We start from the raw sequence: 26,635 nt of genomic DNA, 5'->3' as shown, positions 1-26,635 counted from the left end.
GGTAGTCTGTTATGCGGCCGTAAGCCGGTGGAGTTCTTTCCGCCCTCGCAATGACGGGCTCGGCCGCACCACCCACTTATCAGGAGGATCAAGCGTGTCGTCTGTCGAGTTCCGCAACGTGGCCATCGTGGCGCACGTCGACCACGGCAAGACCACGCTGGTCGACGCAATGCTGCGGCAGTCCGGCGTCTTCGGTGAGCGTGCCGAAATGGTCGACCGAGTCATGGACTCCGGTGACCTCGAGCGCGAGAAGGGCATCACCATTCTCGCCAAGAACACCGCCGTGCATCGTCGCAACCCCGATGGTTCCATGACCGTCATCAATGTGATCGATACCCCCGGCCACGCCGACTTCGGTGGTGAGGTCGAGCGCGGCCTGTCCATGGTCGACGGTGTCGTGCTGCTGGTCGACGCCTCCGAGGGCCCGCTGCCGCAGACCCGGTTCGTGCTGCGCAAGGCACTGGCCTCGTCGCTGCCGGTGATCCTGGTGGTCAATAAGACCGACCGTCCCGACGCCCGTATCGAGGAGGTCGTGGAGGAATCGCACGACCTGCTGCTCGATCTCGCGTCCGATCTGGACGACGAAGCCTCCGAGGCCGCCGAACTGGCCCTGGACCTGCCGGTGCTCTACGCGTCCGGCCGTGAGGGCAAAGCTTCCACCACCCGCCCGGAGAACGGCAACGCCCCCGGCGCGGACAACCTCGACGAGCTGTTCGACGTGCTGATGAAGTACGTGCCCGCGCCCAAGGGCGATGCGGACAAGCCGCTGCAGGCGCACGTCACCAACCTCGACGCCTCGCCGTTCCTCGGCCGTATCGGTCTGGTCCGCATTCACAACGGCCGCCTGCGCAAGGGCCAGAACGTGGCCTGGATGACCGCTGAGGGCACCAAGACCGTCAAGATCACCGAACTGCTCAAGACCATCGGCGTCGAGCGCAGCCCGGCCGAGGAGGCCGAAGCGGGCGATATCGTCGCCATCGCCGGTATTCCGGAGATCATGATCGGCGACACCCTCGCCGATCCGGAGAACCCCGTCGCGCTGCCGCGCATCACCGTCGACGAGCCCGCCATCTCGGTGACCATCGGCACCAATACCTCGCCGCTGGTCGGCCGCGTATCGGGCCACAAGCTCACCGCCCGCATGGTCAAGTCGCGGCTGGACCAGGAACTGGTCGGCAATGTGTCGCTGCGCGTGCTCGATATCGGCCGCCCGGACGCCTGGGAGGTGCAGGGCCGTGGTGAGCTGGCGCTGGCCATCCTCGTCGAGCAGATGCGTCGCGAAGGCTTCGAGCTGACCGTCGGTAAGCCGCAGGTGGTCACCAAGACCGTCGACGGCAAGGTGCACGAGCCGTTCGAAGAGCTGACCGTCGACGTCCCGGACGAGTACCTGGGCGCTGTCACCCAGCTGCTGGCCGCCCGAAAGGGCAAGATGGTGCAGATGAGCAACCACTCCGCCGGGTGGGTGCGCATGGAGTTCATCGTGCCGTCGCGTGGTCTGATCGGTTTCCGTACCGACTTCCTCACCGACACCCGCGGCACCGGCATCGCCAATGCCGTCTTCAACGGTTACGCGCCGTGGGCCGGCGAGATCCGCGCCCGCCACACCGGTTCGCTGGTGTCCGACCGCGCGGGCACCGTGACGCCGTTCGCCATGATCCAGCTCGCCGACCGCGGCCAGTTCTTCGTGGAGCCGGGTGCGGACACCTACGAGGGCATGGTCGTGGGCATCAACCCGCGCTCGGAGGACCTCGATATCAATGTCACCCGTGAGAAGAAGCTGACCAATATGCGGTCCGCGACGGCTGACGTGTTCGAGACCCTGGCCAAGCCGCTGCAGATGGATCTGGAACTGGCCATGGAGTTCTGTGCCGGTGACGAGTGTGTGGAAGTGACCCCCGAGGTCGTGCGCGTGCGCAAGGTCATTCTCGGTGCGACCGAGCGTGGTCGGGAGACCTCGCGTCGGAAGGCGCGTGACCGCGCGGCGCTGTAGGCAAGCTGTAGAGTGCCGATCGTGAGATCGGGGGCGCGAGGGCGCGCGTCGTGGCGTGCGGTATTCGTGATGGTGGCGACCACTGTGGCGGTCGCCACCGGCTGCACCGCGAATCCGCCGCCGCCCATCGAGAGCACCGACAGCCCCAAGACCACACCGGCCAAGCCGGGTAAGACCTCGGTGGTCGTGGCCGTCGACGACATCGGAATCGGCTTCAATCCGCATTTGCGGGCGCACCAGTCGCCCGCGACCGCGGCGGTGGCGTCGATGGTGCTGCCGAGCCCGTTCCGGACGGTGCCCGCGCCGGACGTGCCGGGTGCTTCGGACCGGGTGTTGGACAGCACGCTCATGGTGTCCGCCGATGTGTCGGCGCAGGAGCCGTTCACCATCACCTATCAGATCCGCAATGAGGCGTCGTGGTCCGATGGCGCGCCGATCGCGGCCGAGGACTTCCGCTACCTGTGGCAGCAGATGATCACGCAGCCCGGGGCGGTCGATCCCGCGGGCTACCGGTTGATCTCCGATGTCAGCTCCGCGGCGGGCGGCAAGACCGTGAATGTCACCATGCGGGAGCCGTATCCGGCGTGGCGGCAGCTGTTCTCGGATCTGGTGCCCTCACATCTGATCAAGGATTCCGGATTCGAGCAGGGGCTGTCGGACACCATTCGGATCTCCGGCGGCCACTTCCGGATCAAGCAGGCCGATCGCGGTCGCGAGGAGATTTTGCTCGAACGCAATGACCGCTACTGGGGTACACCCGCGGTGCCGGATTCGATTCTGATGCGGCGCGGTGGAACTCCCGCCCAGGTGGCCGAGTCGTTGCGGACCGGCGATGCGCAGATGGCCTTGGTGCGCGGCGGGGTGGCATTGCAGGCGCAGCTGGCGGCCATTCCCTCGGTGCGGACCGCCATGAACCTGCAGTCGCGGGAAATGGAACTGGTGCTCAACGGGCGCAATCCCGATCTGGCCGATATCCGGGTGCGTAAGGCCGTGCTGGGGCTGTTGGATCCGGTGCTGCTGGCCACCGTCGGCGCGCAGACCGGCAGTTGGGTGGAACCGGTACGGGCGCAGGTGCTTTCGCCGTCGGATCCGGGTTACGCGCCGACCGCGCCGCCGCGCCCCAGCGTGGAGGAGACATTCGCGCTGCTCGCCGAGGCGGGGTACGGCCGCGAGCCGGAGGTACCGCTGGACTCCTCGCCGACGTCGCCCGCACCACAACCGCGTCTGATCGCCAAGAACGGTAGGACGCTGAGCCTTCGCATCGGTGCGGTCGAAGGCGACGACGCCACCCTGGCGGTCGCGAATACGGCGGCGGACCAATTGCGCAGTGCCGGAATCGATGCCACCGTGAGCAGTGTGTCGGCCGAACGGCTGTACGGCACGGACCTGATCGGAAACAGTATCGACGCGCTGGTCGGCTGGGAGCGTGCCGGTGACGATCCGGCCACGGTCCTTGCGTCCCGCTACGGGTGTCCTCCTGCGGAAACGCCTGGGACGGATGGGGATTCGGCTGAAGTCGAGGCGGCCAAGGAGGCCCCGGCCAACCTTTCCGGAATATGCGACCCGACCTTGCAGCCCGCTATCGACGCGGCCCTGCGCGGCATCGATACGCCGAAGGTGATCGCCGAGGCCGAACCGAGACTGTGGGAACTGTCCACCGTCCTGCCGATCGTGCAGGACACCCAGGTGGCGGCGGCCGGACCGCGCGTGGACGGCGCCTCGCTGGGCGGAGCCATCCAGGCCGGAATCTTCGGTGACGCCGCGAACTGGCGACGCCTGCCGTGAGTGAAAACGGCACGGGTGGACTACTTCTCGTCCACGCGCATCCGGACGACGAATCCATCACTACCGGTGGGACCATCGCGCACTACCGGCGGCTCGGTATTCCCGTCACCGTGGTGACCTGCACCCTCGGCGAGGAGGGTGAGGTCATCGGTGACGAACTCGCCCTGCTCGTATCCGATCGGGCCGACCAACTCGGCGGTTACCGCATTTCCGAATTGGCCGGTGCGCTGGCCGAATTGGATGCCGGTCCGCCCCGCTTTCTCGGTGGTGCGGGCCGGTGGCGTGACTCCGGTATGGCCGGTACCCCGCCCGCCCGCGACCCCCGCGCCTTCGTTCGCTCCGGCGATGAGGCCGTGGACGCCCTGGTCCGGATAATCCTGGAGCTGCGCCCCCGCGTGGTGGTCGGCTACGACCCGCGTGGCGGCTACGGCCATCCCGATCATATTCGCGCCCACGAAATCACCATGGCGGCCGTGAACGCGGCCGTGCCCCTGGGCTGGGATATCCCCAAGACGTATTGGACCGTCACCGATGCCGAAGTGCTGCACATGCACACCGAAGCCTTGAAGCGCCGCACCGTGGACCGGCTCCCGGGCGCACTGCCGAGTGGCTGGCGGCTACCGTACGACAACGAATTGGCCTGCGTTCCCAGTGAATCCGTGACCACGACCGTCGATGTGGCCGGTGTGCTGGCCGCCAAGCGGGCGGCCCTGCGCGCGCACGCCACCCAGGTGACCGTGGCACCGTCGGGCCGAGAGTTCGCGCTGTCCAACAATATTGCTCAGCCGGTGCTGCCGGAGGAACATTTCATCCTGGTGCGAGGTCAACGTGGCGAGGTCGGCCCGGACGGCCGCGAACACGACCTATTCGCCGGATTGTCCGACATGATCGAGTCGCGTCGGCGTGGAGTGGGAGACTGACCGATATGTACAACTGGCACGTTCAGGAAATGATCGCCGCCTTCGTGGAGAGCCAGAAGCCCCACTTCGAGGCGCAACACGAGCTGTATCTGCACGGCCTGTACGCCTTTGTCGATATGCAGAGTCACCTTTTGACCCTGCTCGGTTTCCCGCCGGTGCCGTGACGGCGGCCCTCGGTTCCCCCACCCGCCTCGTCGCGGCGGCCGGCCGTTCGTGGCCGACCGGCGTCATCGCGGCGGTCCTGGTACTCGACGGGGTCGTCACGCTACTGCTGGAGGCGCTGTTCCTGCCGATCTACCTCGGCCGGGCCGACGTTCCCGAATCACCGGCCCTACTGGCGCAGGCACAGCCGCTCGCGGCCACTCTCACGGCGGGCGCTGTCCCGTTTCCGATTACGGTACTGATCGCCGCGGTGGTGAATGTCCTTCTGGTCAAAGGTATGTCGACCGTTACCGATCGTATCGGCATGATGGCCCTACCCCTGACCGCCTGGACCGTCACCTACATGCTGTGCACCCTCGGTGGTCCGGGTGGCGACGTCTTGTTCATGAACGACTGGCCGACCCTCGCCCTGCTCGTCGGCGGCCTGCTCCCCGCCGGTCTGTACCTGTACTACCTCGCCAACCTCAGCCCGGCCGGGTCGGTCGGCGCGCGGTACGGAGCCTGAACATGCGCTGTCACTCGTAGTTCTCGCCATTCCTACTTCTCGTCATGCCGGCGTGCCTACCTCTCGTCATTCCGGCGTGCTTTGGGCCGGAATCCACTGTGCTGCGCTGGGAACGGTGGATCCCGGCCAAAAGCATGCCGGGATGACGGGTGTGGGGCGTGCCGGGATGACGGGTGTGGGACGTGCCAGGGCGACGGGGCTGGGCCGTGTAGACACCGCGCCGTCAACCTCGGTTGCGTCTCCCCAGCAGTCCGGGCGTGACCGCGTCGATCAGCGGCCAGGCGGCATCGAGGGGGATATCGATCAGGGTGTAGCGCTTCTTCCCGGCGGCGGTAGCGGCGGTCAGGGTTGCCACTCCGACGCGCCGCTGGAACCAGGACTGCCCGACGGTCCAGCCGATAATGCCCGGAGCCTCGAGACAGTCGCGGTCGCGGTCGAGGGAGCCACTACGGGCGATAAGCCAGGTGGGGTTGCCGTCGGCCGCCGGTATGACCAGGTGGCCCAGACCTCGGTAGCGGTCCCAGGCCACGGCGGTGGCGATCAGGAGTACCAGGGCGAGCAGGGACCACGACCACACTGGAAGTGGTTCCACCGCAAGGGCGAACACCGCCATGATCGCCGCCGCGGTGAGGACCGGCCCCAGAGCTCGGGTATAGCGGCGGTAGCGGGCGGCCGGGCCGTGCGGGGTGAGAGCGACCGTGCTCGGGGTCGATTCGCCGAGGAGATGGGTGAGGGTACGGTCGACGGCCGCGCGAGGAGCCTGGGGGAGAATCTTCTGGCGGGGGTCGGTGCCGGTCATGATGGCTTCGAGTTCCGCACCGCCCGCCATACGCAGCAGCAGTGGCTCATTGACGGTGGCTCCGCGCAGCCGGGCCAGGTCGAGGGTGATCTGGCGGGTGGTGAACAGGCCGTGGCGCAGGTGCAGGGTTTTGCCGTTGTCGAGCACCTTCAGGCCGAAATATGTCGCCAGGTAACGGGCGCAGGCGGCCAGACTGACTATGGCGATCAATGCGATGGCCAGGGCGACGATAAGGAAGCCGAGGAACCAGACACCGCGTGCGCCGAAGTCGTCGAAGGTGGTCGAGTCGAAAACCACCTGGGCGAAACCGTATTGGAAGGCGAGGCCGACAATGGGGGCGATGAGCGCGAAACCGGTGAGGGAGAGCGGGGAGTAGCGCACCCATTTCGGTTGCCAGTGGGCGATTTCGACACCCTCCGGTGCGGTGTCGACCGGCTCGAGGTTCGCCGTCGCGTCCGGCTCATCCGACGAACCCGCTGTCGAAACAGTTGCGTCGGAATCCTTGGTCAATCGCGGAGTCTGTTGCGCCGCAGCGGCTCCGGCGGTGTGTGCCAGCAGCTCGATACGCAGTCCGGGGACCAGTCGCGCATCGAGTGCGTCCAGTTTGAATTCCTCCCCGCGATTGGCCTGCTGACCGGTGCCGATCTCCAATATCGCCAGGCCGAGTACGCGGTGCAGCAGATCGGCCTGGATATCCACCGAGCGAATGCGTGAGCGCGGTACGGCCAGCTTCTTGCGCTGGACCAGTCCGGTGCGCAATTCCACATTGTCGGGGCCGATGCGGTACGTGGTGGTGAACCAGCGGGTCACGGCAATGCCGACGATGGCGGTCAAGGCCAGCAGTGCCCACAGCGGGTTCTCGCTCTGGGCACTGCCGATCACCGAGGCAATGAGCACCGGAATGTATCGCACGACCTCGGTGACGGGATGCACCAGCAGCATCCGCCGATCCAGCCGCTGCCAAGGGGTTTCGATATTCCCCGGGGGTGTAGCGGGTCTATCGGCGTCCGTCGTGCTCCCGATCGGATCGGGGGTCTCGGCTGTATTGGTTGGTCGCTCGCTCATGCCATCACCTCGCCAGCGCTCGGCGACGACACGAGCGAGGACTCGGCCTTATTGGTTGGTCGCTCGCTGCGCTCGGCTGTAATGGTCGCTCGCTCGCTGCGCTCGCTCATGTGGCGTCTCCGCGATGCCGGGCGGTGATCTCGGTCAGCTTGCTGACCGTCTCCTCGGCGACCGCCAGATCCAGCGCGTCGATGGTTACCGCCCCCGCCGAGGAGGCGGTGGTGACGGTGACCGTTGCCAGACCGAGCAGTCGCTCGAAAGGCCCGCGCTGCGTATCCACCGTCTGGATTCGAGTAATCGGCGCGACCCGGCTCTCCTGCGAGAACCATCCGGTCCGCGTATAGACGGCCTCATCGGTGATCTCCCACCGATGCACCGCGTAGCGCCACAGCGGCACCACGAAGACACCGATTGCCGCACCCACCACGATGATCACCAGCGCCGTTGCCTGCCAGCCACGGCGATTATCGTCGATGAACATCCACACGAACACGGCAATCAGTGGAAACAGCCAGCTCACGGCTCCGCTGACTGCCCATAGCAATTTCGCGCGGGGGCTCGGACGCCACGCCGGGGCCGCCATGATTCCGCCGGAGCGTACGGGCTGAGACATGCCTGCCATGCTTCCATGGATCGTGACAGGGGGCGTGACATCGCCCGCGCGGATTTTCAGCGGCTCGATCTCGGGTTTCGCCGTGGCGAGTTCGGACACCGCACGCTGAGCGACCGATGGTGGAATAGTGCGCCGTGGCACCAGGTTGTCCCACCTCATAGACACCCGAGTCGGACCAGTCGGACGGATGGCGCATGATCGAAGACGTGACGGATCTACCGAACCCGAAGCTCCCCCCGGCATCAAGCGGCTCACCAGCCTCGATGCCCAGTGGTTCCGCAGTAGTGCCGAGTGCGTCCGCCATGCGGCGAGCCCTGCGCCGCGCGCGGGACGGGGCGACGCTCAATCTCGACGAGGCGGTGGTGCTGCTGCACGCACGCGACGCCGATCTGGAGGATCTGTGCACCTCGGCGGCGCGGGTGCGCGACGCCGGACTATTGGAAGCGGGCTACGCGGCGGGTGACGCCCTGCCGATTACCTACTCGCGCAAGGTCTTCATTCCGCTGACCCGACTCTGCCGGGACAAGTGTCACTACTGCACCTTTGTCACCGTGCCGGGCAAGCTCCGCAAGGACAACGGCACCGAAGGCACCCACGGCATGTACCTGGAACCCGATGAGGTTCTGGCTATCGCCCGCCAGGGTGCCGAATTGGGCTGTAAGGAAGCGCTTTTCACCCTGGGTGATCGCCCCGAGGACCGCTGGCCCGAGGCCCGCCAGTGGCTCGACGAGCGTGGCTACGACTCCACCCTGGACTACGTGCGCGCCATGTCGATTCGGGTGCTCGAGGAAACCGGCCTGCTGCCGCACCTGAATCCGGGTGTGATGACCTGGGCGGAACTGTCGCGCCTCAAGCCGGTCGCGCCGTCCATGGGCATGATGCTGGAGACCACCTCCACCCGGCTGTTCACCGAGAAGGGCGAGGCGCACTACGGCAGTCCGGACAAGGATCCGGCGGTTCGGCTGCGCGCGCTCACCGACGCGGGCCGCCTGTCGGTGCCGTTCACCACCGGCATTCTGGTCGGCATCGGCGAGAACCTCACCGAGCGTGCCGAATCGATTATGGCGATTCGCAAGGTGCACAAGGCATTCGGGCATGTGCAGGAGGTGATCGTGCAGAACTTCCTGGCCAAGTCCGATACCGCCATGCGCGATACCCCCGACGCCGACCTGCAGGAATTCCGCGCCACCATCGCGGTGACACGCATGCTGCTCGGCCCGAAGATGCGCATTCAGGCTCCGCCGAACCTGGTCTCGCTCGACGAGTGCAGGGCACTGCTCGACGCCGGTATCGACGACTGGGGCGGCGTCTCACCGCTCACCCCCGACCATGTCAATCCCGAACGGCCCTGGCCGAATCTGGAAGTCCTCGCGCAGGTCACCGCCGATGCCGGATTCGTGCTCACCGAACGACTCACGGCGCACCCGAAATACATCCTGTCCGGGCACCCGTGGATCGACCCGCGGGTATCGAACCATGTCGCGGCCCTGGCCGATCCGAAGACCGGCCTCGCCCGCGATGTACTGCCGACCGGGCTGCCCTGGCAGGAACCCGATCACGACTGGGAATCCGTCGGCCGTATCGACCTCAATACCGCGATCGACAGCGAGGGCCGAAATACCGACTCGCGCAGCGATTCCGGACTCGTCGACGAGGCGCTGGGCGCGTTCGGTGACTGGGAGACCATTCGCGAACAGGTACACCAGCTCGCCGCCGCCGCACCCGAACGCTTCGATGCCGACGTCATGGCCGCCCTGCGCGCTGCCGAGCGGGATCCGGCGGGCCTGACCGACGACCAGTACCTGGCGCTGGCCACCGCCGACGGCGCGGCTCTCGAGGCGGTGACCGCGTTCGCCGATCAACTGCGTCGCGACGCCGTCGGCGAGGACGTCACCTACATCGTCAACCGGAATATCAACTTCACCAATATCTGCTACACCGGCTGCCGCTTCTGCGCGTTCGCGCAGCGCAAGGGTGACGCCGATGCCTTCACCCTCAGCACCGACGAGGTCGCCGACCGCGCCTGGGAGGCCTGGGTCGAGGGCGCGTCCGAGGTCTGTATGCAGGGCGGTATCGACCCCGACCTGCCGGTCACCGGTTACGCCGATATCGTGCGCGCGGTCAAGAAGCGTGTACCCGAAATGCATGTACACGCGTTCAGCCCGATGGAGATCTCCAATGGCGCGTCCCGCTCCGGCCAGTCCATCCACGACTGGCTCTCGGCGCTGAAGGAGGCCGGGCTCGACACCATTCCGGGTACCGCCGCCGAAATCCTCGACGATGAGGTGCGCTGGATCCTCACCAAGGGCAAGCTGCCCACCTCGGCGTGGATCGAGGTCATCACCACCGCGCACAAGCTGGGCATTCGCTCCAGCTCGACCATGATGTACGGGCATGTGGACAACCCCAAGCACTGGGTGGGCCACCTGCGGGTGTTGAATGGAATCCAGGACGAGACAGGCGGATTCACCGAATTCGTACTGTTGCCGTTCGTACACCAGAGCGCACCGCTGTATCTGGCGGGTGCTTCGCGGCCCGGTCCGACCATCCGCGATAATCGAGCGGCGCACGCCCTGGCGCGCATCATGCTGCACGGGCGTATCGCGAATATCCAGACCAGCTGGGTGAAATTGGGCATAACGGGAACTCAGATGATGCTCAACGGTGGCGCGAACGACCTTGGCGGCACCCTGATGGAGGAGACCATCTCCCGAATGGCCGGTTCCGAGCATGGATCGGCGAAAACGGTGGCCGAACTGATCGAGATCGCCACCGGTATCGACCGACCGGTCCGGCAACGCAGTACGACCTATGGCATACCCCCGCACAGGTCACCGGTTTCACTCCCGGTCGGGTAGCATTCGCCGACCCGGTTAGGGCAGGCTGGCCAGTAGTAATGTGGGGCGTCGGGATACTGTTTCGCGGGCGGAGCATCCCGCAGAGGACAGACTAGGAGAGCGGCAGTGCCGTACATCATCGCTGAACCGTGCGTTGACGTGAAGGACAAGGCGTGCATCGAGGAATGCCCCGTGGACTGCATCTACGAGGGCGGTCGCATGCTGTACATCCAGCCGGACGAGTGCGTGGACTGTGGTGCATGTGAACCGGTATGTCCGGTGGAGGCGATCTTCTACGAAGACGACACCCCGGACCAGTGGAGCGGCTACGTCAACGCCAATGTCGAATTCTTCGACGACCTCGGCTCGCCCGGTGGGGCGACCAAGGTCGGCAAGGTCGACTACGACCCGCCGTTCATCGCCGCGCTACCGCCGATGGCCAGCGAGTAGCTGAGTTGACCGCGCGTGGCCGGGTCAGCTCGCTGCTGCCCGAATTTCCCTGGGACACCATCGCTTCCGCCAAAGCTCGGGCAGCCGAGCATCCCGGCGGCATCGTCGATCTGTCGGTGGGCACACCCGTCGACCCGGTGGATCCGCTCATCCGTTCGGCACTGTCCGCGGTGGCGGAGATCCCCGGCTACCCGACCACGCACGGAACTCCCGAACTGCGCGACGCTGCCGTCGAGGCGCTGAAGCGGCGGTTCGGAATCACCGGAATCAGCTCCGCCGCAGTGCTGCCCGTTATCGGCACCAAGGAGCTGATCGCCGGGCTACCGCGACTACTCGGGCTCGGTTCGCAAGACCTCGTGGTGATTCCGGAGGTGGCGTACCCGACCTATGAGGTGGGCGCGCTGCTGGCCGGGACCCGAATCCTGCGCGCGGACGGGTTGACTCGGCTCGGGCCGGAGACCCCCGCGCTCATCTACGTGAACTCGCCGTCGAATCCGACCGGCAAGGTGCTCGGTGTCGACCACCTGCGCAAGGTCGTGGAATTCGCGCGCGAGCGCAATGTGATCGTCGCGTCCGACGAGTGCTACCTCGGGCTGACGTGGGAGGGACGCGCCGTCTCCATTCTCGATCCCGAGGTGAGTGACGGCGACCACACCGGCCTGCTCGCCATTCACTCGCTGTCCAAGACCTCCAATCTCGCGAGTTACCGGGCCGGTTTCGTCACCGGCGATCCGGCGCTGGTCGCCGAGCTGCTGGAGGTGCGCAAGCACTCCGGCATGATGCTGCCGTTCCCGATCCAGTCGGCCATGACCGCCGCGCTCAGCGATGACACGCACGAGGACCGGCAGCGTGAGCGCTACCGGGTGCGCCGGGAAGTGCTGCGAAAAGCCTTGGAGCAGGCCGGGTTCCGCATCGATCACTCCGAGGCCGGGCTGTACCTGTGGTCCACCCGCGGGGAGCCCTGCCGGGTCACCCTGGACTGGTTGGCCGAGCGGGGCATTCTCGCCGCACCGGGCGAGTTCTACGGGCCGCAGGGTGCCGAGCATGTGCGTATCGCGCTCACCGCGAGCGATGATCGCATTGCCGCCGCCGCAGCACGTTTGGTCGCCTGACCAGCGGATTTCTTCCGTGGTACAGGTGCATGATAGGTTTCTCCCGCAGTCGCCCCCCGGGTCGATCGCGGTAAGGCCCTGTGGCGCAGTTGGTTAGCGCGCCGCCCTGTCACGGCGGAGGTCGCGGGTTCGAGTCCCGTCAGGGTCGCATAGGTTTTGCGATGGACCGTTGTGGTCCGAACGTCCTTGGTGCACGCCATTTTCTCGGTGTGCACCATTTTTTTGTGTGTACCGCTGATTCTTTGTGTGTACCGCTGAACATACGGTTCACTCTGCAAGCTTCGCTCTGCGACCGTAACTTTTCCGACTTATCCGGAAAATGTCACGCAATCCCATTTCACATTGCTAGAACGGGTTCCCATTCAAGTCTCGATGAGGAGCCTTAGTTTGTCTGTGCGCACCTATGAAATGCCTGTTGGTAATCGGTTCGGGCAGGGGGTTAGTCGCCGGGGGTTCCTAGCTGCAACAGGTTTCACCCTGGCTGCCGCGATGGTCGGACGATCCATGACGCGCGCTACGGCCGCGCCACTGGCGGACGGGGAGAAAATTCCAGCGCTGGTGATCGGCAGCGGGTACGGGGGATCGGTCGCCGCGTTGCGGTTGGCACAGGCGGGAGTCGAGGTGACGATTGTCGAGATGGGCATGTCCTGGACGACGCCCGGCTCCGACGGCAAGATCTTCTGCCCGGTGCTGAAACCCGACGGCCGCTCGTACTGGCTACGCACCCGCACCGATCAGCCGGTCGGCTACTTCGCGGGCGGCTCGTATAACAAGGACATCCAAAAGTACACGGGCGTACTCGATTCCGAGCAGTTCAGCGGCGTCCGCGTCTATCAGGGCCGCGGCGTGGGCGGCGGGTCACTGGTCAATGGCGGTATGGCGGTGACACCCAAGCGGGAGAACTTCGCGAGCATCCTGCCGTCGGTGAACGCCGACGAGATGTACGGCACCTACTACCCGCGCGCCAATAGCGGACTGGGCGTGAACCATATCGACCAGAACTGGTTCGAGAGCGCCGAGTGCTACGGGTTCGCGCGGGTGGGCCGCAAACACGCGGAGCGCTCCGGCTTCGGCTGGACCTTCGTGCCCAATGTCTACGACTTCGAGTATATGAAGAAGGAGCAGGCCAAAACCGTCACCCGGTCCGCGCTCGACGGCGAGGTCATCTACGGCAACAACCACGGCAAACGCTCACTGGACAAGACCTATCTGGCCGCGGCCACCGGCACCGGCAAGGTGCGGATCACGCCCATGCACGTCGTCACCGCCGTATCGCCCACCGACGGCGGCTACCGGGTCGAGATGAATCAGATCGATACCAGCGGCAATACCGTCTCCGTCAAATCCGTTGTCGCGGAGAAGGTGTTCTTCGCCGCGGGCAGTATCGGCACCTCGAAACTGCTGGTGGCCATGAAGGCGCAGGGCAAACTGCCCGATCTGCCGGACGCGGTCGGCAAGAACTGGGGCAATAACGGCAATGTGATGGTGGGTCGGGCCAACCATATGTGGGACGGCACCGGCAAGCTGCAATCGAGTATGCCGTGCCTGGGTATCGACAACTGGAGCGACACCGGCGGCCCGGCCTTCGCGGAGGTCGCGCCGTTTCCCTCCGGGCTGGAGACCTACGTCAGCCTGTATCTCGCCATTACCAAGAACCCCAACCGTGCCCAGTTCACCTTCAACTCCGGCACCGGCAAGGTGGACCTGAACTGGCAGACCTCACAGAACCAGTACGCCATCGATGCCGCCAAACGCATTTTCGACAAGATCAATAAGAAGGAGGGGACGATCTACCGGACCGACCTCTTCGGCGTCTACAAGACCTGGGGCGACGACTTCACCTACCACCCGCTCGGCGGTTGTGTGCTCAACGAGGCCACCGACAACTACGGTCGCGTGCCCGGTTACCAGGGCCTGTATGTCATCGACGGCTCGCTGATCCCCGGCAATACCAGCGTCAACCCGTTCGTCACCATTACCGCGCTCGCCGAACGCAATATCGAGAACATCGTGGCGAACGACCTGTAGCCCTCAGGCCTCGATGGGGGCGTGGACGAAATGCAGCAGTGGGAAGGGGCGGCCGTCGTTATCGGTTGCCGAGCGGCCCGTCTTCACGAAGCCGAGCCGTTCGTAAAAGCCCACCGCCTGCGGATTCTGCTCGTTCACGTCCACCGTCAGGGTCGGATAGCGCGCCAGCGCCGCAGCGACCAGGGCCGCGCCCACACCCTTGCCGCGATAGGCGGCATCGACGAACAGCATGTCCAGCTTGCCCGCCGACAGCCCGGAGAAGCCGGCGATCTCCCCATCCAACTCGGCCACCGTCAGCTCGACCATGGGGAAGTACTCGGGAGCGAGGCGGGTCGCGATGCGGTCCACATCGGCCGGTGGGAGGAAGTCGTGCGTGGCCGCGACCGCGCTGCGCCATACCGCCACCAGGTGCGGGAACTCCTCGGCTCCGAGGCAGGGACGCAGATGGATTCGCGGACGCTCGCTCACGCCGGTGATGCTATCGGCCGTGTTCCGGCTGCGGTGGCAGGGTTCGCGATAACCTGGGATATGGACGCTGTCACGGTTGTCCCCCACCCCGGCAATGAGCCGGTGCACTCCTACGCACCGGGTAGCCGCGAACGTGAACTGCTCAGTGCCCGACTTTCCGAGATCTCCGCCGAATCGGTGGATGTGCCGTTGGTGATCGGCGGCAAGCATCGACCGGGCGACGGGGAGCGACTGGAAATCGTCATGCCGCACCGGCATCGGCACGTTCTGGGGACCTATACCAACACCACACATGACGAAGCACGAGCCGCCATCGAGGCCGCGTCGGCGGCCGCCGCGCATTGGCGGGCACTACCTTTCGACGAACGCGCCGCCGTACTGCTGCGGGCGGCGGATCTACTGGCCGGGCCGTGGCGGGAGACCATCGCCGCCGCCACCATGCTGGGCCAGTCGAAAACGGTTCAGCAGGCGGAGATCGACGCCCCCTGCGAACTGATCGACTTCTGGCGGTTCAATGTGGCATTCGCGCGCAATATTCTGCGGGAGCAGCCCAACTCCTCGGCGGGGGTGTGGAATCGGATGGACTACCGGCCCCTGGAGGGGTTCGTGTACGCCATTACCCCGTTCAACTTCACCGCCATCGCCGGGAATCTGCCGACCGCACCCGCGCTCATGGGCAATACCGTGGTGTGGAAACCCGCTCCCACCCAGACGCTTTCGGCGTACTACCTGATGAAACTGCTGGAAGCGGCCGGTATGCCGCCGGGCGTCATCAATATGGTGACCGGCGACGGGGTGCGGCTGTCGGAGATCGCGCTCGCCGATCCCCGGCTGGCGGGGATTCACTTCACCGGTTCCACCCGCACCTTCCAGCATCTGTGGCAGGAGGTCGGCGCGAATATCGGCCGCTACCACGGATATCCGCGGCTGGTGGGGGAAACCGGCGGGAAGGACTTCATTGTCGCCCACCCCTCCGCCGATCCGGATGCGCTGCGCACCGCGATGATTCGTGGGGCATACGAGTATCAGGGGCAGAAGTGTTCGGCGGCTTCGCGGGCGTACATCGCCAAATCCGTGTGGCGCGGGATGGGCGACGAGTTCCTCGCCCAGGTCGAGGAGCTGCCCTACGGTGATATCGCGGATCTGACGAATTTCGGTGGGGCGGTGATCGATCAACGCGCGTATGACAAGAATGTGACCGCCATCGAACGGGCCCGCGCCAAGGGCGTGACCATTGCCGCCGGTGGAACCTACGACGACAGTGAGGGCTGGTTCGTGCGGCCGACCGTCCTGCTCGCCGACGATCCCACCGACGAATCGTTCGGGACGGAGTATTTCGGTCCGCTGCTCTCGGTCTACGTCTACGACGACGGCAACCCGGACGCCTACGCCGATGTGCTCGCCGAGGTGGACACCGCCGCTCCCTACGCCCTCACGGGGGCGATCTTCGCCAGTGACCGCCACGCCGTCGAACAGGCTTCGGACGCACTGCGATTCGCGGCGGGCAACTTCTATGTCAATGACAAGCCCACCGGCGCGGTGGTCGGCCAACAGCCGTTCGGTGGCGCGCGAGCCTCCGGTACCGACGATAAGGCCGGGTCCTATCTCAACCTGCTGCGATGGGTCGCGCCGCGCACCCTGAAGGAGACCTTCGTTCCGCCAACGGATTACCGCTATCCCCATATGGAGGAGTAATGAATCCGCTGAGGCCGGTAATACTCGCGGCGGCCGGATCGCCACGGATGAAGCAGGCCGTGACCAAGGTGCCGGTGACGGCGGGCGTGGTGCGGCGGTTCGTGGCAGGGGAGACCCGCGCGGAACTGGGCCCGGTGGTGCGGCAGCTGCTCGACAGTGGCCGCAGCGTCAGTATCGACTTCCTCGGCGAGTACACCACCGAACGTGCCATGGCGGATGCGGCGGTGGCGGAATACGTTTCGCTCATCGACGATCTGGCCGCGCTCAATGATCGCGATACTCCCATTCCGCGCGTGGAGGTGTCGGTCAAGCTGTCCGCACTCGGGCAGTCGCTCGGGCCGGACGGTCCGGCCATTGCCACCGAGAATCTGCACAAGCTGTGCGCCAAGGCCGTCGAGTCGCGGGTATGGGTGACCGTGGACGCCGAGGACCACACCACGACCGAGGAGACGCTGGAGAACGTGCGCCAGTTGCGGGCCGAATTTCCCTGGCTGGCAGTGGCGGTGCAGACCTATCTGCGGGCATCGGAGGGTCGGCTGCGCGAGTTGGCGGCCGATGGTGCGCGAATCCGGTTGTGCAAGGGTGCGTATCAGGAGCCCGAGACGGTGGCCTATCAACACCGGGCGGAGGTGGATGCCGCATACCTGCGCTGCCTGGATGTGCTCATGCGCGGGCAGGGCTATCCCATGATCGCCTCGCACGATCCGGCGCTGATCGAGGCCGCGCTCACCATGGCGGTCGAGAACGGACGCGGTCGGGGGGATGTCGAATTCCAGATGCTGTTCGGGATCCGCGACGCCGAACAGCGCCGACTGGCCGGGGAGGGCCACGCCATGCGGGTCTATGTGCCCTACGGCGGCCAGTGGTACGGCTACCTCATGCGGCGGCTGGCCGAGCGGCCCGCGAACCTGGGCTTCTTCCTGCGGGCCCTGGCCGACCGGTCCTGAGCTCCGGTCGGCCGAAAACTATTGCGGGCGGCCAGGAGTCCGGTTCCCCTGTCCGCCCGCACGCCGCTGGTCGCCGCGAATTGCCGTTCCCTAGACCAGTGGCCGACCGAGACGCCGACGCATACGCATATCGGCGAGATAGAAGTTGAACGGGAACAGGCGGATAACCGTCGGCATTCGCGTCCACACGGCGGAGATACTACGCAGAATCAGGCCGAATGCGCGTTCGTGGCGTGCCGACCAGGTCATACCCATCTCATCGCGCAGGTGCTGCGGCAGTAGCGCGCTGACGGTGAACCGGTGAAAACGCCCGAACACCAATTGAATCGGGCGCGGCAGCATCTTCAGATCGGTGAGGTCGTTGAAGTAGCGCCGGGTCGGCTCGTCGATGGCGTGCTGGACGAGGTTCTCCTCCCAGTACGCGTAGAACTCCTCGCGGGTGGCGGGCCACATCTCCGGGCGCATCTGCAGTGTGGTGCCCAGTCGGGCGCTGTACTGGTAGAAGTACTCGGCCTGCGCGGAATCCTGCGGTCCGCGCATACGTCGCATCAGGTCATCGACACCCCAGTACAGGCAGGCCGCCACCCAGAGCTGGAGCTTCGGGTCGAAGGCGTTGTACTTCACCGGGCTGGTGGCCTTGGTGCGGATGGTGCGATGGGACTGGTTGACCGCCTCCCGGTAGGACCTGCGGTCCTCCTCGTCGCCGAGCCAGGCGACGGCCAGGTAGGTGAGAGTGGTGCGCAGCCGTTTGATCGGGTGGATCGTGACACTGCCGCTCTCCACATCACTTTCCATGACGCCGTAGGCGACGGGTTTGAGTGAGAGCTGCATGATCACATTGGCCGCACCGCCGAGAAAGGCGGCAATGCCGTCGAGGTGTTCGCGGACGGATTCCGGTGTGAGCGGACTAGCAAAGGCGACCGGTTGGTACTCATCATGGCGCAGCGCGGCAGTCATCGTTGACTCGACTCCTCGTCGTTACTCCTCGGCAGTGAGGAGAGTGTGAGAAAGATCTACTCGCACCTTCTCACTCAAGTATGGTTCTGTCAATGTGCGATGATTTGTGTGTCATCGTATCGCCGTGTCGAGAGGGGGTCGAGTCCATGGCCAAGCTGGCCAAACTGCTGCCGCTGGTGCGCGGATCGGGACCGGAGGACCGCAATCAGGCCAAGGTCCTCGACGCCGCCCTGCTGGCATTCCTCGACTTCGGCGTCAAACGCACCAGCATGGTGGAGGTGGCGCGGCGCGGGGGGCTTTCGCTCGCCACGCTGTACCGGCGGTTCGCGGGCAAGAACGACCTCATTCAGGCGGTGGGGCTGCGGCAGACCCGGCAGTTCATCGAAGAGGTGGACGCCGTGGTGCAGCGGCAGGCGGAACTCGACGCCAGCGCCGAGGATCAGATCGTCGAACTGTTCATCACCTTCCTCGCGGGACTGCGCGGCAATGAACTGCTGCTGCGACTGTTGAAGACGGAACCGGAAATCGTGCTGCCCTATCTCACCGTGCAGGGCGCTCCGGTAATCGAGCTCGGACGCGACTACCTGGCCGAGTTCATTGTCCGGCTCCAGGACGAAGGCAAACTGCCGCACTACGATCCGCTGCCACTGGCCGAGATGATCGCCCGCACCGCGCTGTCCATGGCGCTCACGCCGCAGACGGTCATCCCGCTCGACGATGAGGCGACGCTGCGGGAATTCGCCCGCCAACACATCGTGCCCAGCTTCCGGATTCGCTGACGCGCATCCCGACTCGCCGAATTCAGACCAGGGGTAAGCCGAGCCGCCGCCGGATTCGCATATCCACCAGGTAGGCATTGAGCGGGAAAACCCGGACGGCCGGGGGTAATACACTCTCCGCCGCGCCGAGTGTGCGCAGCAGCCGGTCCAGCACCCGATCCTGTCGTGGCGACCAGGTCATCCCCATCTCGTCGCGAAGATGTTGCGGCAGTAGGCCGGTGACGAAGAAGCGGTGCACCGTGCCGAAGGCCAGCTGGACCGGGCGCGGCATCATCTTCAGGTCGATCAGATCCTCGAAGTAGGCGCGTACCCGTGGGTCGATGGAGGTGCGGGCCAGGTTCTCGGTCCAATAGCGGTCGAACGCTTGCCGATTCGGCGGCCACTGATCCGGGCGCAGCTGCAGGGTGGTGCCCAGGCGGGCCGAGTACTGGTAGAAGGCGTCGGCGGTCGGCTCGTCCAGCGGGCCGTGCATGCGTGTGTAGAGATCCTGGGCGCCCCAGTACAGGCAGGCCGCCACCCACAGCTGAAGTCTCGTATCGAAGGCGTTGTACTTCACCGGACTGTCCGGGCGGGAACGGACCTGGCGATGGGAGGTGTCGACGGCCGCGCGATAGCTCTCGCGATCGGAATCGGTACCGAGCATGGCCACGGACAGGTAGGTGACGGTGGTGCGCAGGCGCTTGATCGGATGTTTGAACACATTGCCGCTGTCCACCGGGCTCTCGATCACGCCGTAGCCGACGGGTGGGTTGGACAGCTGCATGATCACATTGGCCGCGCCGCCGAGGAGGCCGGTGGCCCCGTCGATGAATTCGCGAATATCGATGGGCGGTAGGTCGGCGTCGCGCGTGGGTATGCGCACTGGGCTGGTCATCATTGACCCCATCTCGGTGAGAAGGTTGTACATAAAGTTTCTTACCCGTTCATGCGGGTGTCAACCATCACAACCGGGTCCCGGTCGGAGGAATCCCGCGCGGGCGGTGCGGGTGGCGGCGCAGTACCGTTGGCCCGTGTCATATGGGTCGCCGCTGCTGTTGAGTTCGTTGAATCCGGCCGCCGTCGCCGCCGGGATTGATATTCCGGATGCCGTCACCATCGACGGGGTGACACTGTCGCGCAGCGATCTGCTGGGCGCGGCCACCTCGGTCGCCGAACGGGTGGCGCGGGCGCAGCGGGTGGCCGTGCTGGCCGAACCGACGGCCACCACGGTGCTGGCGGTGGTGGGCTGCCTGATCGCGGGCGTCACCGTGGTACCGGTGCCGCCGGACGCGGGGAATGCGGAACTGGAACACATACTGGCCGACTCGGGGGCGCAGGCATGGCTGGGCCGAGCTCCGGAAGGGGCTGCGCTGCCGGTGATACCGGTGCGGCTGCACGCACGGTCCTGGCACACATATGCCGAGCCTGCGCCCACCGCAACGGCTTTCATTCTCTACACCTCCGGGACCACGGGTGCGCCGAAGGGGGTGATGCTGAGTCGGGGAGCCGTGGCCGCCGGGCTCGACGCGCTCGCGAAGGCTTGGGGCTGGACGGCGAATGATGTGCTGGTGCACGGGCTTCCGCTATTCCATGTGCACGGGCTGATTCTCGGGCTGCTGGGACCGCTACGGGTGGGCAGCCCGCTCATCCACACCGGAAAGCCCACGCCGCAGGCGTATGCGCAGGCTCGGGGAACCATGTACTTCGGGGTTCCGACGGTGTGGTCGCGCATTGTCGAAGAACCGGAGGCGGCAAAGGAATTGGTATCGGCGCGGGTGCTGATCTCGGGGAGCGCGCCGCTGCCGGTGCCGGTCTTCGAACGGCTGCGTGAGCTCACCGGGCACGCGCCGATCGAGCGCTACGGCATGAGCGAAACCATGATCACCATTTCCACCCGGCCCGATGGGGAACGTCGCCCCGGATGGGTGGGCACGCCGGTCGCCGGAGTGCGGACACGGCTGTGCGACGAAGCCGGAAATCCGGTGCCGCACGACGGGGAAAGTGTTGGCGGGCTACAGGTTCGCGGGCCCATGCTGTTCGACGGCTACCTGAATCGTCCCGAGGTGACCGCGGAGAGCTTCACCGCGGACGGCTGGTTCAAGACCGGTGATGTGGCGGTGATCGATGCCGAGGGATTCCACCGGATTGTCGGACGGGAGTCGGTGGACCTCATCAAATCCGGGGGCTACCGCATCGGTGCCGGGGAGATCGAGACCTCGTTGCTGGGACATCCGGCCGTGGCCGAGACGGCGGTAATCGGTGTGCCCGATGACGATCTGGGGCAGCGCATCGTCGCGTACGTGGTGCTACGAGAGGGCGTCGACGCCCCCGAACAGCGCCTGATCGACCATGTGGCCAGCGAACTCTCGATCCACAAGCGGCCCCGCGAGGTGCGCGTGGTGGCTGCGCTTCCGCGTAATGCCATGGGCAAGGTGCAGAAGAAGCTACTGCTCTAGTTCGAATCCGGCAGTCGAATCCGGCGAGGGGTTGACCTCGAGCGCGGTCGAGGTCCTACCGTCAACATATGATCGCAACGCTGTCGCCCGCCCAGATCGCCTACCTCCGCAGCCAGCGCCTGGGCCGCCTCGCCACCATCCGCCCGGATGGATCACCGCAGAACAACCCGGTGGGCTTCGAATTCGACGAAATCCTGGGCGTCATCGATATCGGCGGCCACAATATGGGTGCCAGCCAGAAGTTCCGCAATCTCGCCGAAGACAACCGGGTGGCATTCGTCGTCGACGACGTGAAATCGGTGACTCCCTGGGAGGTCCGCTGCCTCGAAATCCGCGGCACCGCGGTCGCACTGCGCGACGTCGACCCCTACGGCCCGGGCATGTCCCGCGAACTGATCCGCATCACCCCCGAACGCGTCATCGCCTTCGGCATCGACTGAACCCCAGTCGTTCAGCCGACCGGCGAGACGACGAGCCTGTCCTGTATCAGCGGCATCAAACCCGGCGGGACAGGACAGAACACCGCGATATCGTCGACCGAGAGAAACCTGCGGCGGCGGTCCGTCTCGCCGATGATCTGCGCGGCCAGGCTCGGGCTCAGATCCAGTTCGCGTTCGAGTACCCATGGCGAGTGGCGGTGGACATCTCGCACCTTGGCGATCAGGGCGTGACACTTCCGATACGACTGTGCCCCTTGCGGTTTACCGCAAGGGGCACGAGATCCCAGAGTTGGGGCTAGTCGTTGGCGTGCAGTGCCGCGTTCAGTTCGATGCCGGTGCCCTTGCGCGGCACCACCTCGACCGCGCCGGTCACCGAATTGCGGCGGAACAGCAGGTTGGATTTGCCGTTGAGGTCGGCGGCTTTGATGACCGCGCCGTCCGGGAGGGCGACCTTGGTGCCCGCGGTGACGTAGAGGCCCGCCTCGACCACGCAGTCGTCGCCGAGGGAGATGCCCACGCCCGCGTTCGCGCCCAGGAGGCAGCGCTCGCCGAGGGAGATGATCTGCTTGCCGCCGCCGGACAGGGTGCCCATGATGGATGCGCCGCCGCCGATATCGGAGCCGTTGCCGACCACCACACCGGCGGAGATGCGGCCCTCGACCATGGAGTTGCCCAGGGTGCCGGCGTTGAAGTTCACGAAGCCCTCGTGCATGACCGTCGTGCCCGAGGCCAGGTGCGCGCCCAGGCGCACCCGGTCGGCGTCGGCGATGCGCACGCCGGACGGAACCACGTAGTCGACCATGCGCGGGAACTTGTCCACCCCGTACACGGTGACCGGGCCGCGGGCGCGCAGGTTCAAGCGCACCAGCTCGATCTCCTCGAGCGAGCACGGGCCGTAATTGGTCCACGCCACATTGGGGAGGTGGCCGAAGATGCCGTCCAGGTTCGCGCCGTGCGGGCGGACCAGGCGGTGCGAGAGCAAGTGCAGTCGCAGGTAGGCGTCATGGGTGTCGACCGGTGCGGCGGCCAGGTCGGCAATGGTGGTGCGCACCACGACCACCTCGACGCGGCGGGCCTTGTCCTCACCGACGGCATGGGAGAACTTGTCGTACTCGATATCGGAGGGGTCCAGGCGCTTGGTCCCGGTCTCGGAGAACTCACCCAGCGCGGGGTACGGATACCAGGTGTCCAGGACCGTCCCGTTGGCGGTAATGGTGGCCAGACCGACTGCTACTGCTCCCTGAGTGCTCACGCCAGCAAAGATTACCGGGCGCTGCCTAAACGCCTCGAGGTGGCATCAACCGCGCTATTCGGCCCCCCCGGCCAGCCCCTTGGGGTGGGGGAACACCCCGGCGCAACCGACACCTCCCTGCTCCATCCAAACCCCCAGGTTCGCCGCCCGGCCGAAACGCGGCGGGTTGGTCTCAGCCGCGTGGAGCGCGAGCGCCCGCGACATCGTCGATATAACCGTCGTATGCGGGGACGTACCCGTCCGACCGGCCCGCGAGGACGTACAGTTCGCTCTTCTCGTCCTGCTCGTAGCCCTGTTTGCGCAGTTCGACCTTGCGGCTCTTGAAGGTCGAGGTCTGTTCGAGCTCGGGAACTACGCGGATGAACAGCGGCACCGCGTAGCCGGGAAGTCGGTCGTAGAGGTGCGCGGCGGTCTGCCGACCGTCGAACTTCGCATCCGGTTCGACGGTGATCGCGGCCATCCCCGCTTTGCCGTCCGCGCCCGGAATGTCGACGCCGTAGACGACGGCCTGGGAGATGCTGTCGAGGCCGTCGAAGGCGCCCTCCACCTGGGTGGTGGCCACATTCTCCCCCTTCCAGCGGAAGGTGTCGCCGAGCCGGTCGACGAAGGCGATATGCCAGTAGCCCTGATCGCGCACCAGATCGCCGGTATCGAACCAGCAGTCGCCGTCCTGGAAGCCGTTGCGCAGGAGTTTCGATTCGGTGGCCGATTCATCGGTGTAGCCGTCGAAGGGCGACCGGTCGGTGACCTTGGCCAGCAGCAGGCCGACCCCGCCCGGTTTCACCTTCCGCAGTCGCCCGTCCGGTCCGCGCCGGGCCTTCCCCTCCTCATCGTCGTACTCGACAATGGCGAAGGGCAGCGGGGTGAATCCGGCGGTGCGGTCCACACCGAAGGCATTGATGAAGGCGACATTGCCCTCACTCGCGCCGTAGAACTCGACAATCCGCTTGATACCGAACCGATCTCGGAACTCGTCCCAGATCTCCGGGCGCAGACCATTGCCCACCGCCATGCGCACCCGGTGCGCCCGATCGGTGGGCTTGGCCGGTTGGTTGAGCAGGTAGCGGCACAGTTCGCCGATGTAGATGAAGGCGGTCGCGTCCGACGCGATGGCCTCGTCCCAGAAGCGTGACGCCGAGAAGTGCCGTCCCAGAGACAGACTCGCGCCCGCCGTCACCACCGCGCCGAGTGCCACTGTCAGCGCGTTGTTGTGGTATAGCGGCAGACAGCTGTAGAGGGTGTCGTCGCCGCGCAGTCGTACGCCGAGCCCACCCAGGCCCGCCATACTCTTGGTCCAGCGCAGATGGGTCATGACGCTGGCCTTGGGCATACCGGTGGTGCCGGAGGTGAAGATCAGGAAGGCGCGCTCGCGGGCCGTGATCTCCTCGCAGACGGGCGGATTCGAGGCGTCGGCGGTACCGGCCGCCTCCTGCAACTCTTGCGACCACAGTAGATTCGGCGGGGTTTCCGCGAGGGAGTCCAGCGCCTCCCGGCACTCCTCGCCGATCACTTCCACCACACTGTTCAGCAGTCCGAAACTGTGCTGTAGCACGTTATCTCGCTGGTTGTGGTTGAGCAGACCGACGGTCGCGCCGAGCTTCACGGTGGCCAGTGCCGTGAACAGGGTCTCGGGGCGGTTGGTCATGAGCACGCCGACCGCATCGCCGCGCTCCACCCCGCGTGCCGCCAGCACATGGGCGTACCGGTTCACCTCGGCATTGGCCTCGCCCCAGGTGTACACGCGGCCTTCGAATTTCAGGAAGGGGCGCTCGGGATAGTGCTCGGCGCCGCGCTGGAAGAACAGTCCGATCGACACCCGGTCGCCCGGTTTCACGAGCAGCTTCAAGGCGTTTCGCAGCATGCCGCGTTCCCGCAGCACCATATCGGGCAGGGCCCGAGCCAGATCCAGCAGGCTTACAGTCGAGCGGGCGTCGGTCGTCACAGAGTCCACCTTTTCGGATGGACCAGATGTTGTCGAGCGAAACCGGGAAACCCGGCCCCGGGTACGAGCAACTGTCTCAGAAGGTGGGATCGAGGGCGTCGAACGCCTCCGCGAAATCCTTGGTCACGGTGATCCAGTCCATGGCCTGATCGCCCACGAAGCCGCGTCCGTACAACTCATCGATCCAGGCGAACAGGCCGCGGTAGTGGTCGTCGAGATCCAGCACCACCACCGGCTTACCGTGCTGTCCCAGATAGCCACCGGTCCATGCCTCGAAGAACTCTTCGAGAGTGCCGATACCGCCGGGCAGGGTCAGGAAGGCGTCGGCACGGTCCTCCATGATCTGTTTGCGCTCGCGCATGGTGTCGGTGACGATCAGCTCATCGGCGTCGACATCGGCCATTTCCTTGTGCACCAGGTGTTTCGGGATTACCCCGATGGTGTGCGCACCCGCCGCCCGGGCCGCCCGCGCCACCGCGCCCATCATGGACACATTGCCGCCACCGGACACCAATCGCCAACCGCGACGGCCGATTTCGGATCCCACCTGGGCCGCCAGCTCCAGCTGCGCCGGGTCGAGCGAACTGGCCGAGCAGTACACGCAGACCGCGAACGCCCGCTCGGCCGCGGCGGAGACATTGTCGCTCACCAGGTCTCCTCCGTCCCCGCGGCCTCCAGTTCGGCGCGGGCCGCGGCGGCCTGCACCACGATATTCACCACGTCCTCCACACTGTCGGTGACATGCAGCAGGCCCAGATCACCGGGGGAGATCTTGGCCGAGCCGAGCAGCGAATCCCGCAGCCAGTCGGTGAGTCCCGACCAGTAGCGGGTGCCGAACAGGATAATCGGGAAGCGGGTGATCTTGCGGGTCTGCACCAGGGTGAGCGCCTCGAACAGTTCGTCCAGGGTGCCGAAACCGCCGGGCAGGCAGACGAATGCCTGCGAGTACTTCACGAACATGGTCTTGCGGACGAAGAAGTACCGGAAATTGATACCCAGATCCACCCACTCGTTTAGGCCCTGCTCGAAGGGGAGCTCGATGCCGAGCCCGATCGAATAGCCGCCCGCCTCCGACGCGCCCTGGTTGGCGGCCTCCATGGCCCCGGGCCCACCGCCGGTAATGACCGCGAAGCCGGCATTCGCCAGGGCCGCGCCGATGGCCTGCCCCGCCTGGAACTCCGCACTCTCGGGAGCGGTGCGCGCCGAGCCGAATACCGCCACCGCGCGCGGCACCTCCGCCAGAGTGCCGAAGCCCTCGACGAATTCGGCCTGGATGCGCAGTACCCGCCAGGGATCGGTGTGCACCCAATCCGCCGAACCGCTCTCATCGAGCAAATGTTCGTCGGTGGTCCCTATCCCCTCTTTCCGGTCCCGGCGCAGCATTATCGGTCCTCGGAACCGGGGAGTCTTCGGCGAGCGAGCACCGTACTCGGCGTCAGCAGACATGCAGCCAA

Annotated in this window: 24 protein-coding genes and 1 tRNA gene; 15 read left to right on the top strand and 10 right to left on the bottom strand. The window is 66.0% G+C overall.

Annotated elements, in window-relative coordinates; all coding sequences use genetic code 11:
- Positions 1–94 precede the first annotated feature (94 nt).
- The 5 genes from typA to NU1_RS04670 all read left to right on the top strand — a co-directional run bounded on the left by typA (position 95) and on the right by NU1_RS04670 (position 5,362).
- A complete protein-coding gene (gene typA, locus NU1_RS04685; protein WP_067517729.1) occupies positions 95–1,990 on the top strand; it encodes a translational GTPase TypA in 1,896 nt (631 codons plus the stop codon).
- A 69-nt stretch (positions 1,991–2,059) separates the two neighbouring features.
- A complete protein-coding gene (locus tag NU1_RS04680) occupies positions 2,060–3,775 on the top strand; it encodes an ABC transporter family substrate-binding protein (RefSeq protein ID WP_067517806.1) in 1,716 nt (571 codons plus the stop codon).
- On the top strand, positions 3,772–4,695 hold the full coding sequence (mshB, locus tag NU1_RS04675) for an N-acetyl-1-D-myo-inositol-2-amino-2-deoxy-alpha-D-glucopyranoside deacetylase (protein ID WP_157551985.1): 924 nt from the start codon (positions 3,772–3,774) through the stop codon (positions 4,693–4,695). Before NU1_RS04680 ends, mshB begins: the two co-directional genes overlap by 4 nt.
- Positions 4,696–4,700: 5 nt before the next feature.
- A complete protein-coding gene (locus tag NU1_RS42115; protein WP_169814996.1) occupies positions 4,701–4,859 on the top strand; it encodes a hypothetical protein in 159 nt (52 codons plus the stop codon).
- Positions 4,856–5,362 (top strand): hypothetical protein, encoded by a 507-nt coding sequence (locus tag NU1_RS04670; RefSeq protein WP_067517725.1) that lies wholly within the window; start codon positions 4,856–4,858, stop codon positions 5,360–5,362. The genes NU1_RS42115 and NU1_RS04670 overlap by 4 nt, the downstream gene beginning before the upstream one ends.
- A 223-nt stretch (positions 5,363–5,585) precedes the next feature.
- Here the strand turns inward: NU1_RS04670 and NU1_RS04665 are convergent, their stop codons facing one another.
- Positions 5,586–7,226 carry a PH domain-containing protein gene (locus NU1_RS04665; RefSeq protein ID WP_067517723.1) on the bottom strand — a complete coding sequence of 547 codons (1,641 nt, stop codon included), beginning with the start codon at positions 7,224–7,226 and terminating at the stop codon, positions 5,586–5,588.
- 106 nt (positions 7,227–7,332) lie between these two features.
- A complete protein-coding gene (locus tag NU1_RS04660; protein WP_067517804.1) occupies positions 7,333–7,839 on the bottom strand; it encodes a PH domain-containing protein in 507 nt (168 codons plus the stop codon).
- 194 nt (positions 7,840–8,033) lie between these two features.
- On the opposite strand from NU1_RS04660, the gene NU1_RS04655 reads away from it, so the two are divergent.
- The 5 genes from NU1_RS04655 (at position 8,034) to NU1_RS04635 (ending at position 14,266) form a co-directional block, all read left to right on the top strand.
- The gene (locus tag NU1_RS04655) at positions 8,034–10,697 is read left to right on the top strand and encodes a bifunctional FO biosynthesis protein CofGH (protein ID WP_067517722.1); all 2,664 of its coding nucleotides are present in this window, start codon (positions 8,034–8,036) and stop codon (positions 10,695–10,697) included.
- A gap of 105 nt (positions 10,698–10,802) precedes the next feature.
- Positions 10,803–11,126, top strand: coding sequence for a ferredoxin (fdxA, locus tag NU1_RS42670; RefSeq protein ID WP_029931437.1), 324 nt, complete (start codon positions 10,803–10,805; stop codon positions 11,124–11,126).
- Positions 11,127–11,131: 5 nt separating this feature from the next.
- Complete coding sequence (gene dapC, locus NU1_RS04645) at positions 11,132–12,238, top strand: succinyldiaminopimelate transaminase (RefSeq protein ID WP_067517720.1); 1,107 nt, start codon at positions 11,132–11,134, stop codon at positions 12,236–12,238.
- A 74-nt stretch (positions 12,239–12,312) separates the two neighbouring features.
- Positions 12,313–12,386 (top strand) — tRNA-Asp (locus NU1_RS04640).
- Positions 12,387–12,742: 356 nt separating this feature from the next.
- Positions 12,743–14,266, top strand: a complete 1,524-nt coding sequence (locus NU1_RS04635; RefSeq protein WP_245719944.1) for a GMC oxidoreductase — start codon at positions 12,743–12,745, stop codon at positions 14,264–14,266.
- A 3-nt stretch (positions 14,267–14,269) separates the two neighbouring features.
- Here the strand turns inward: NU1_RS04635 and NU1_RS04630 are convergent, their stop codons facing one another.
- Positions 14,270–14,734, bottom strand: a complete 465-nt coding sequence (locus NU1_RS04630; RefSeq protein ID WP_067517719.1) for an acetyltransferase — start codon at positions 14,732–14,734, stop codon at positions 14,270–14,272.
- 60 nt (positions 14,735–14,794) lie between these two features.
- Between NU1_RS04630 and pruA the strand changes: the two genes are divergently transcribed.
- Together pruA and NU1_RS04620 are read left to right on the top strand one after the other, a co-directional pair.
- Positions 14,795–16,429 carry an L-glutamate gamma-semialdehyde dehydrogenase gene (gene pruA, locus NU1_RS04625; protein WP_067517801.1) on the top strand — a complete coding sequence of 545 codons (1,635 nt, stop codon included), beginning with the start codon at positions 14,795–14,797 and terminating at the stop codon, positions 16,427–16,429.
- On the top strand, positions 16,429–17,376 hold the full coding sequence (locus NU1_RS04620) for a proline dehydrogenase family protein (protein ID WP_067517717.1): 948 nt from the start codon (positions 16,429–16,431) through the stop codon (positions 17,374–17,376). Before pruA ends, NU1_RS04620 begins: the two co-directional genes overlap by 1 nt.
- Positions 17,377–17,466: 90 nt before the next feature.
- Here NU1_RS04620 and NU1_RS04615 read toward each other — a convergent pair whose 3' ends face one another.
- Positions 17,467–18,333 carry an oxygenase MpaB family protein gene (locus NU1_RS04615; RefSeq protein WP_067517715.1) on the bottom strand — a complete coding sequence of 289 codons (867 nt, stop codon included), beginning with the start codon at positions 18,331–18,333 and terminating at the stop codon, positions 17,467–17,469.
- A gap of 146 nt (positions 18,334–18,479) precedes the next feature.
- Here NU1_RS04615 and NU1_RS04610 point away from each other — a divergent pair, with 146 nt between their 5' ends.
- The gene (locus NU1_RS04610; RefSeq protein ID WP_067517714.1) at positions 18,480–19,112 is read left to right on the top strand and encodes a TetR/AcrR family transcriptional regulator; all 633 of its coding nucleotides are present in this window, start codon (positions 18,480–18,482) and stop codon (positions 19,110–19,112) included.
- Positions 19,113–19,134: 22 nt separating this feature from the next.
- On the opposite strand, the gene NU1_RS04605 is transcribed toward NU1_RS04610, so the two are convergent.
- Entirely contained in the window at positions 19,135–19,986 is an 852-nt protein-coding gene (locus tag NU1_RS04605) for an oxygenase MpaB family protein (RefSeq protein ID WP_067517712.1), read from the bottom strand.
- A gap of 154 nt (positions 19,987–20,140) precedes the next feature.
- Between NU1_RS04605 and NU1_RS04600 the strand changes: the two genes are divergently transcribed.
- Positions 20,141–21,547 (top strand): acyl-CoA synthetase, encoded by a 1,407-nt coding sequence (locus NU1_RS04600; protein ID WP_067517799.1) that lies wholly within the window; start codon positions 20,141–20,143, stop codon positions 21,545–21,547.
- Between the two features lie 68 nt (positions 21,548–21,615).
- Positions 21,616–21,987, top strand: coding sequence for a PPOX class F420-dependent oxidoreductase (locus NU1_RS04595; RefSeq protein WP_067517710.1), 372 nt, complete (start codon positions 21,616–21,618; stop codon positions 21,985–21,987).
- An 11-nt stretch (positions 21,988–21,998) separates the two neighbouring features.
- Here the strand turns inward: NU1_RS04595 and NU1_RS04590 are convergent, their stop codons facing one another.
- The 5 genes from NU1_RS04590 to NU1_RS04570 all read right to left on the bottom strand — a co-directional run bounded on the left by NU1_RS04590 (position 21,999) and on the right by NU1_RS04570 (position 26,627).
- Positions 21,999–22,199 (bottom strand): hypothetical protein, encoded by a 201-nt coding sequence (locus NU1_RS04590; RefSeq protein WP_067517708.1) that lies wholly within the window; start codon positions 22,197–22,199, stop codon positions 21,999–22,001.
- Between the two features lie 83 nt (positions 22,200–22,282).
- The gene (dapD, locus tag NU1_RS04585; protein WP_067517706.1) at positions 22,283–23,239 is read right to left on the bottom strand and encodes a 2,3,4,5-tetrahydropyridine-2,6-dicarboxylate N-succinyltransferase; all 957 of its coding nucleotides are present in this window, start codon (positions 23,237–23,239) and stop codon (positions 22,283–22,285) included.
- 172 nt (positions 23,240–23,411) lie between these two features.
- On the bottom strand, positions 23,412–25,181 hold the full coding sequence (locus NU1_RS04580; RefSeq protein WP_067517704.1) for a long-chain-acyl-CoA synthetase: 1,770 nt from the start codon (positions 25,179–25,181) through the stop codon (positions 23,412–23,414).
- A 76-nt stretch (positions 25,182–25,257) separates the two neighbouring features.
- Positions 25,258–25,833 (bottom strand): LOG family protein, encoded by a 576-nt coding sequence (locus NU1_RS04575; RefSeq protein ID WP_067517702.1) that lies wholly within the window; start codon positions 25,831–25,833, stop codon positions 25,258–25,260.
- On the bottom strand, positions 25,827–26,627 hold the full coding sequence (locus NU1_RS04570; RefSeq protein ID WP_067517699.1) for an LOG family protein: 801 nt from the start codon (positions 26,625–26,627) through the stop codon (positions 25,827–25,829). Before NU1_RS04570 ends, NU1_RS04575 begins: the two co-directional genes overlap by 7 nt.
- Positions 26,628–26,635 lie beyond the last annotated feature (8 nt).

Origin of the sequence: Nocardia uniformis NBRC 13702 (genome assembly GCF_001613345.1) — a bacterium.
GTDB lineage: Bacteria > Actinomycetota > Actinomycetes > Mycobacteriales > Mycobacteriaceae > Nocardia > Nocardia uniformis.
Note: the sequence above shows the minus strand (reverse complement) of the source record. Positions and strands in the feature narration are given on the sequence as shown.

What these genes read in the sequence shown, in the direction of transcription:
- NU1_RS04570 (WP_067517699.1), bottom strand. Translation starts at nt 26,627, where the DNA reads ATGTCTGCTGACGCCGAGTACGGTGCTCGCTCGCCGAAGACTCCCCGG.
- NU1_RS04595 (WP_067517710.1), top strand. Translation starts at nt 21,616, where the DNA reads ATGATCGCAACGCTGTCGCCCGCCCAGATCGCCTACCTCCGCAGCCAG.
- NU1_RS04615 (WP_067517715.1), bottom strand. Translation starts at nt 18,333, where the DNA reads ATGACTGCCGCGCTGCGCCATGATGAGTACCAACCGGTCGCCTTTGCT.
- NU1_RS04680 (WP_067517806.1), top strand. Translation starts at nt 2,060, where the DNA reads ATGGTGGCGACCACTGTGGCGGTCGCCACCGGCTGCACCGCGAATCCG.
- NU1_RS04605 (WP_067517712.1), bottom strand. Translation starts at nt 19,986, where the DNA reads ATGACCAGCCCAGTGCGCATACCCACGCGCGACGCCGACCTACCGCCC.
- NU1_RS04610 (WP_067517714.1), top strand. Translation starts at nt 18,480, where the DNA reads ATGGCCAAGCTGGCCAAACTGCTGCCGCTGGTGCGCGGATCGGGACCG.
- pruA (WP_067517801.1), top strand. Translation starts at nt 14,795, where the DNA reads ATGGACGCTGTCACGGTTGTCCCCCACCCCGGCAATGAGCCGGTGCAC.
- NU1_RS42115 (WP_169814996.1), top strand. Translation starts at nt 4,701, where the DNA reads ATGTACAACTGGCACGTTCAGGAAATGATCGCCGCCTTCGTGGAGAGC.
- NU1_RS04655 (WP_067517722.1), top strand. Translation starts at nt 8,034, where the DNA reads ATGATCGAAGACGTGACGGATCTACCGAACCCGAAGCTCCCCCCGGCA.
- NU1_RS04635 (WP_245719944.1), top strand. Translation starts at nt 12,743, where the DNA reads ATGACGCGCGCTACGGCCGCGCCACTGGCGGACGGGGAGAAAATTCCA.
- NU1_RS04620 (WP_067517717.1), top strand. Translation starts at nt 16,429, where the DNA reads ATGAATCCGCTGAGGCCGGTAATACTCGCGGCGGCCGGATCGCCACGG.
- NU1_RS04660 (WP_067517804.1), bottom strand. Translation starts at nt 7,839, where the DNA reads ATGTCTCAGCCCGTACGCTCCGGCGGAATCATGGCGGCCCCGGCGTGG.
- NU1_RS04665 (WP_067517723.1), bottom strand. Translation starts at nt 7,226, where the DNA reads ATGAGCGAGCGACCAACCAATACAGCCGAGACCCCCGATCCGATCGGG.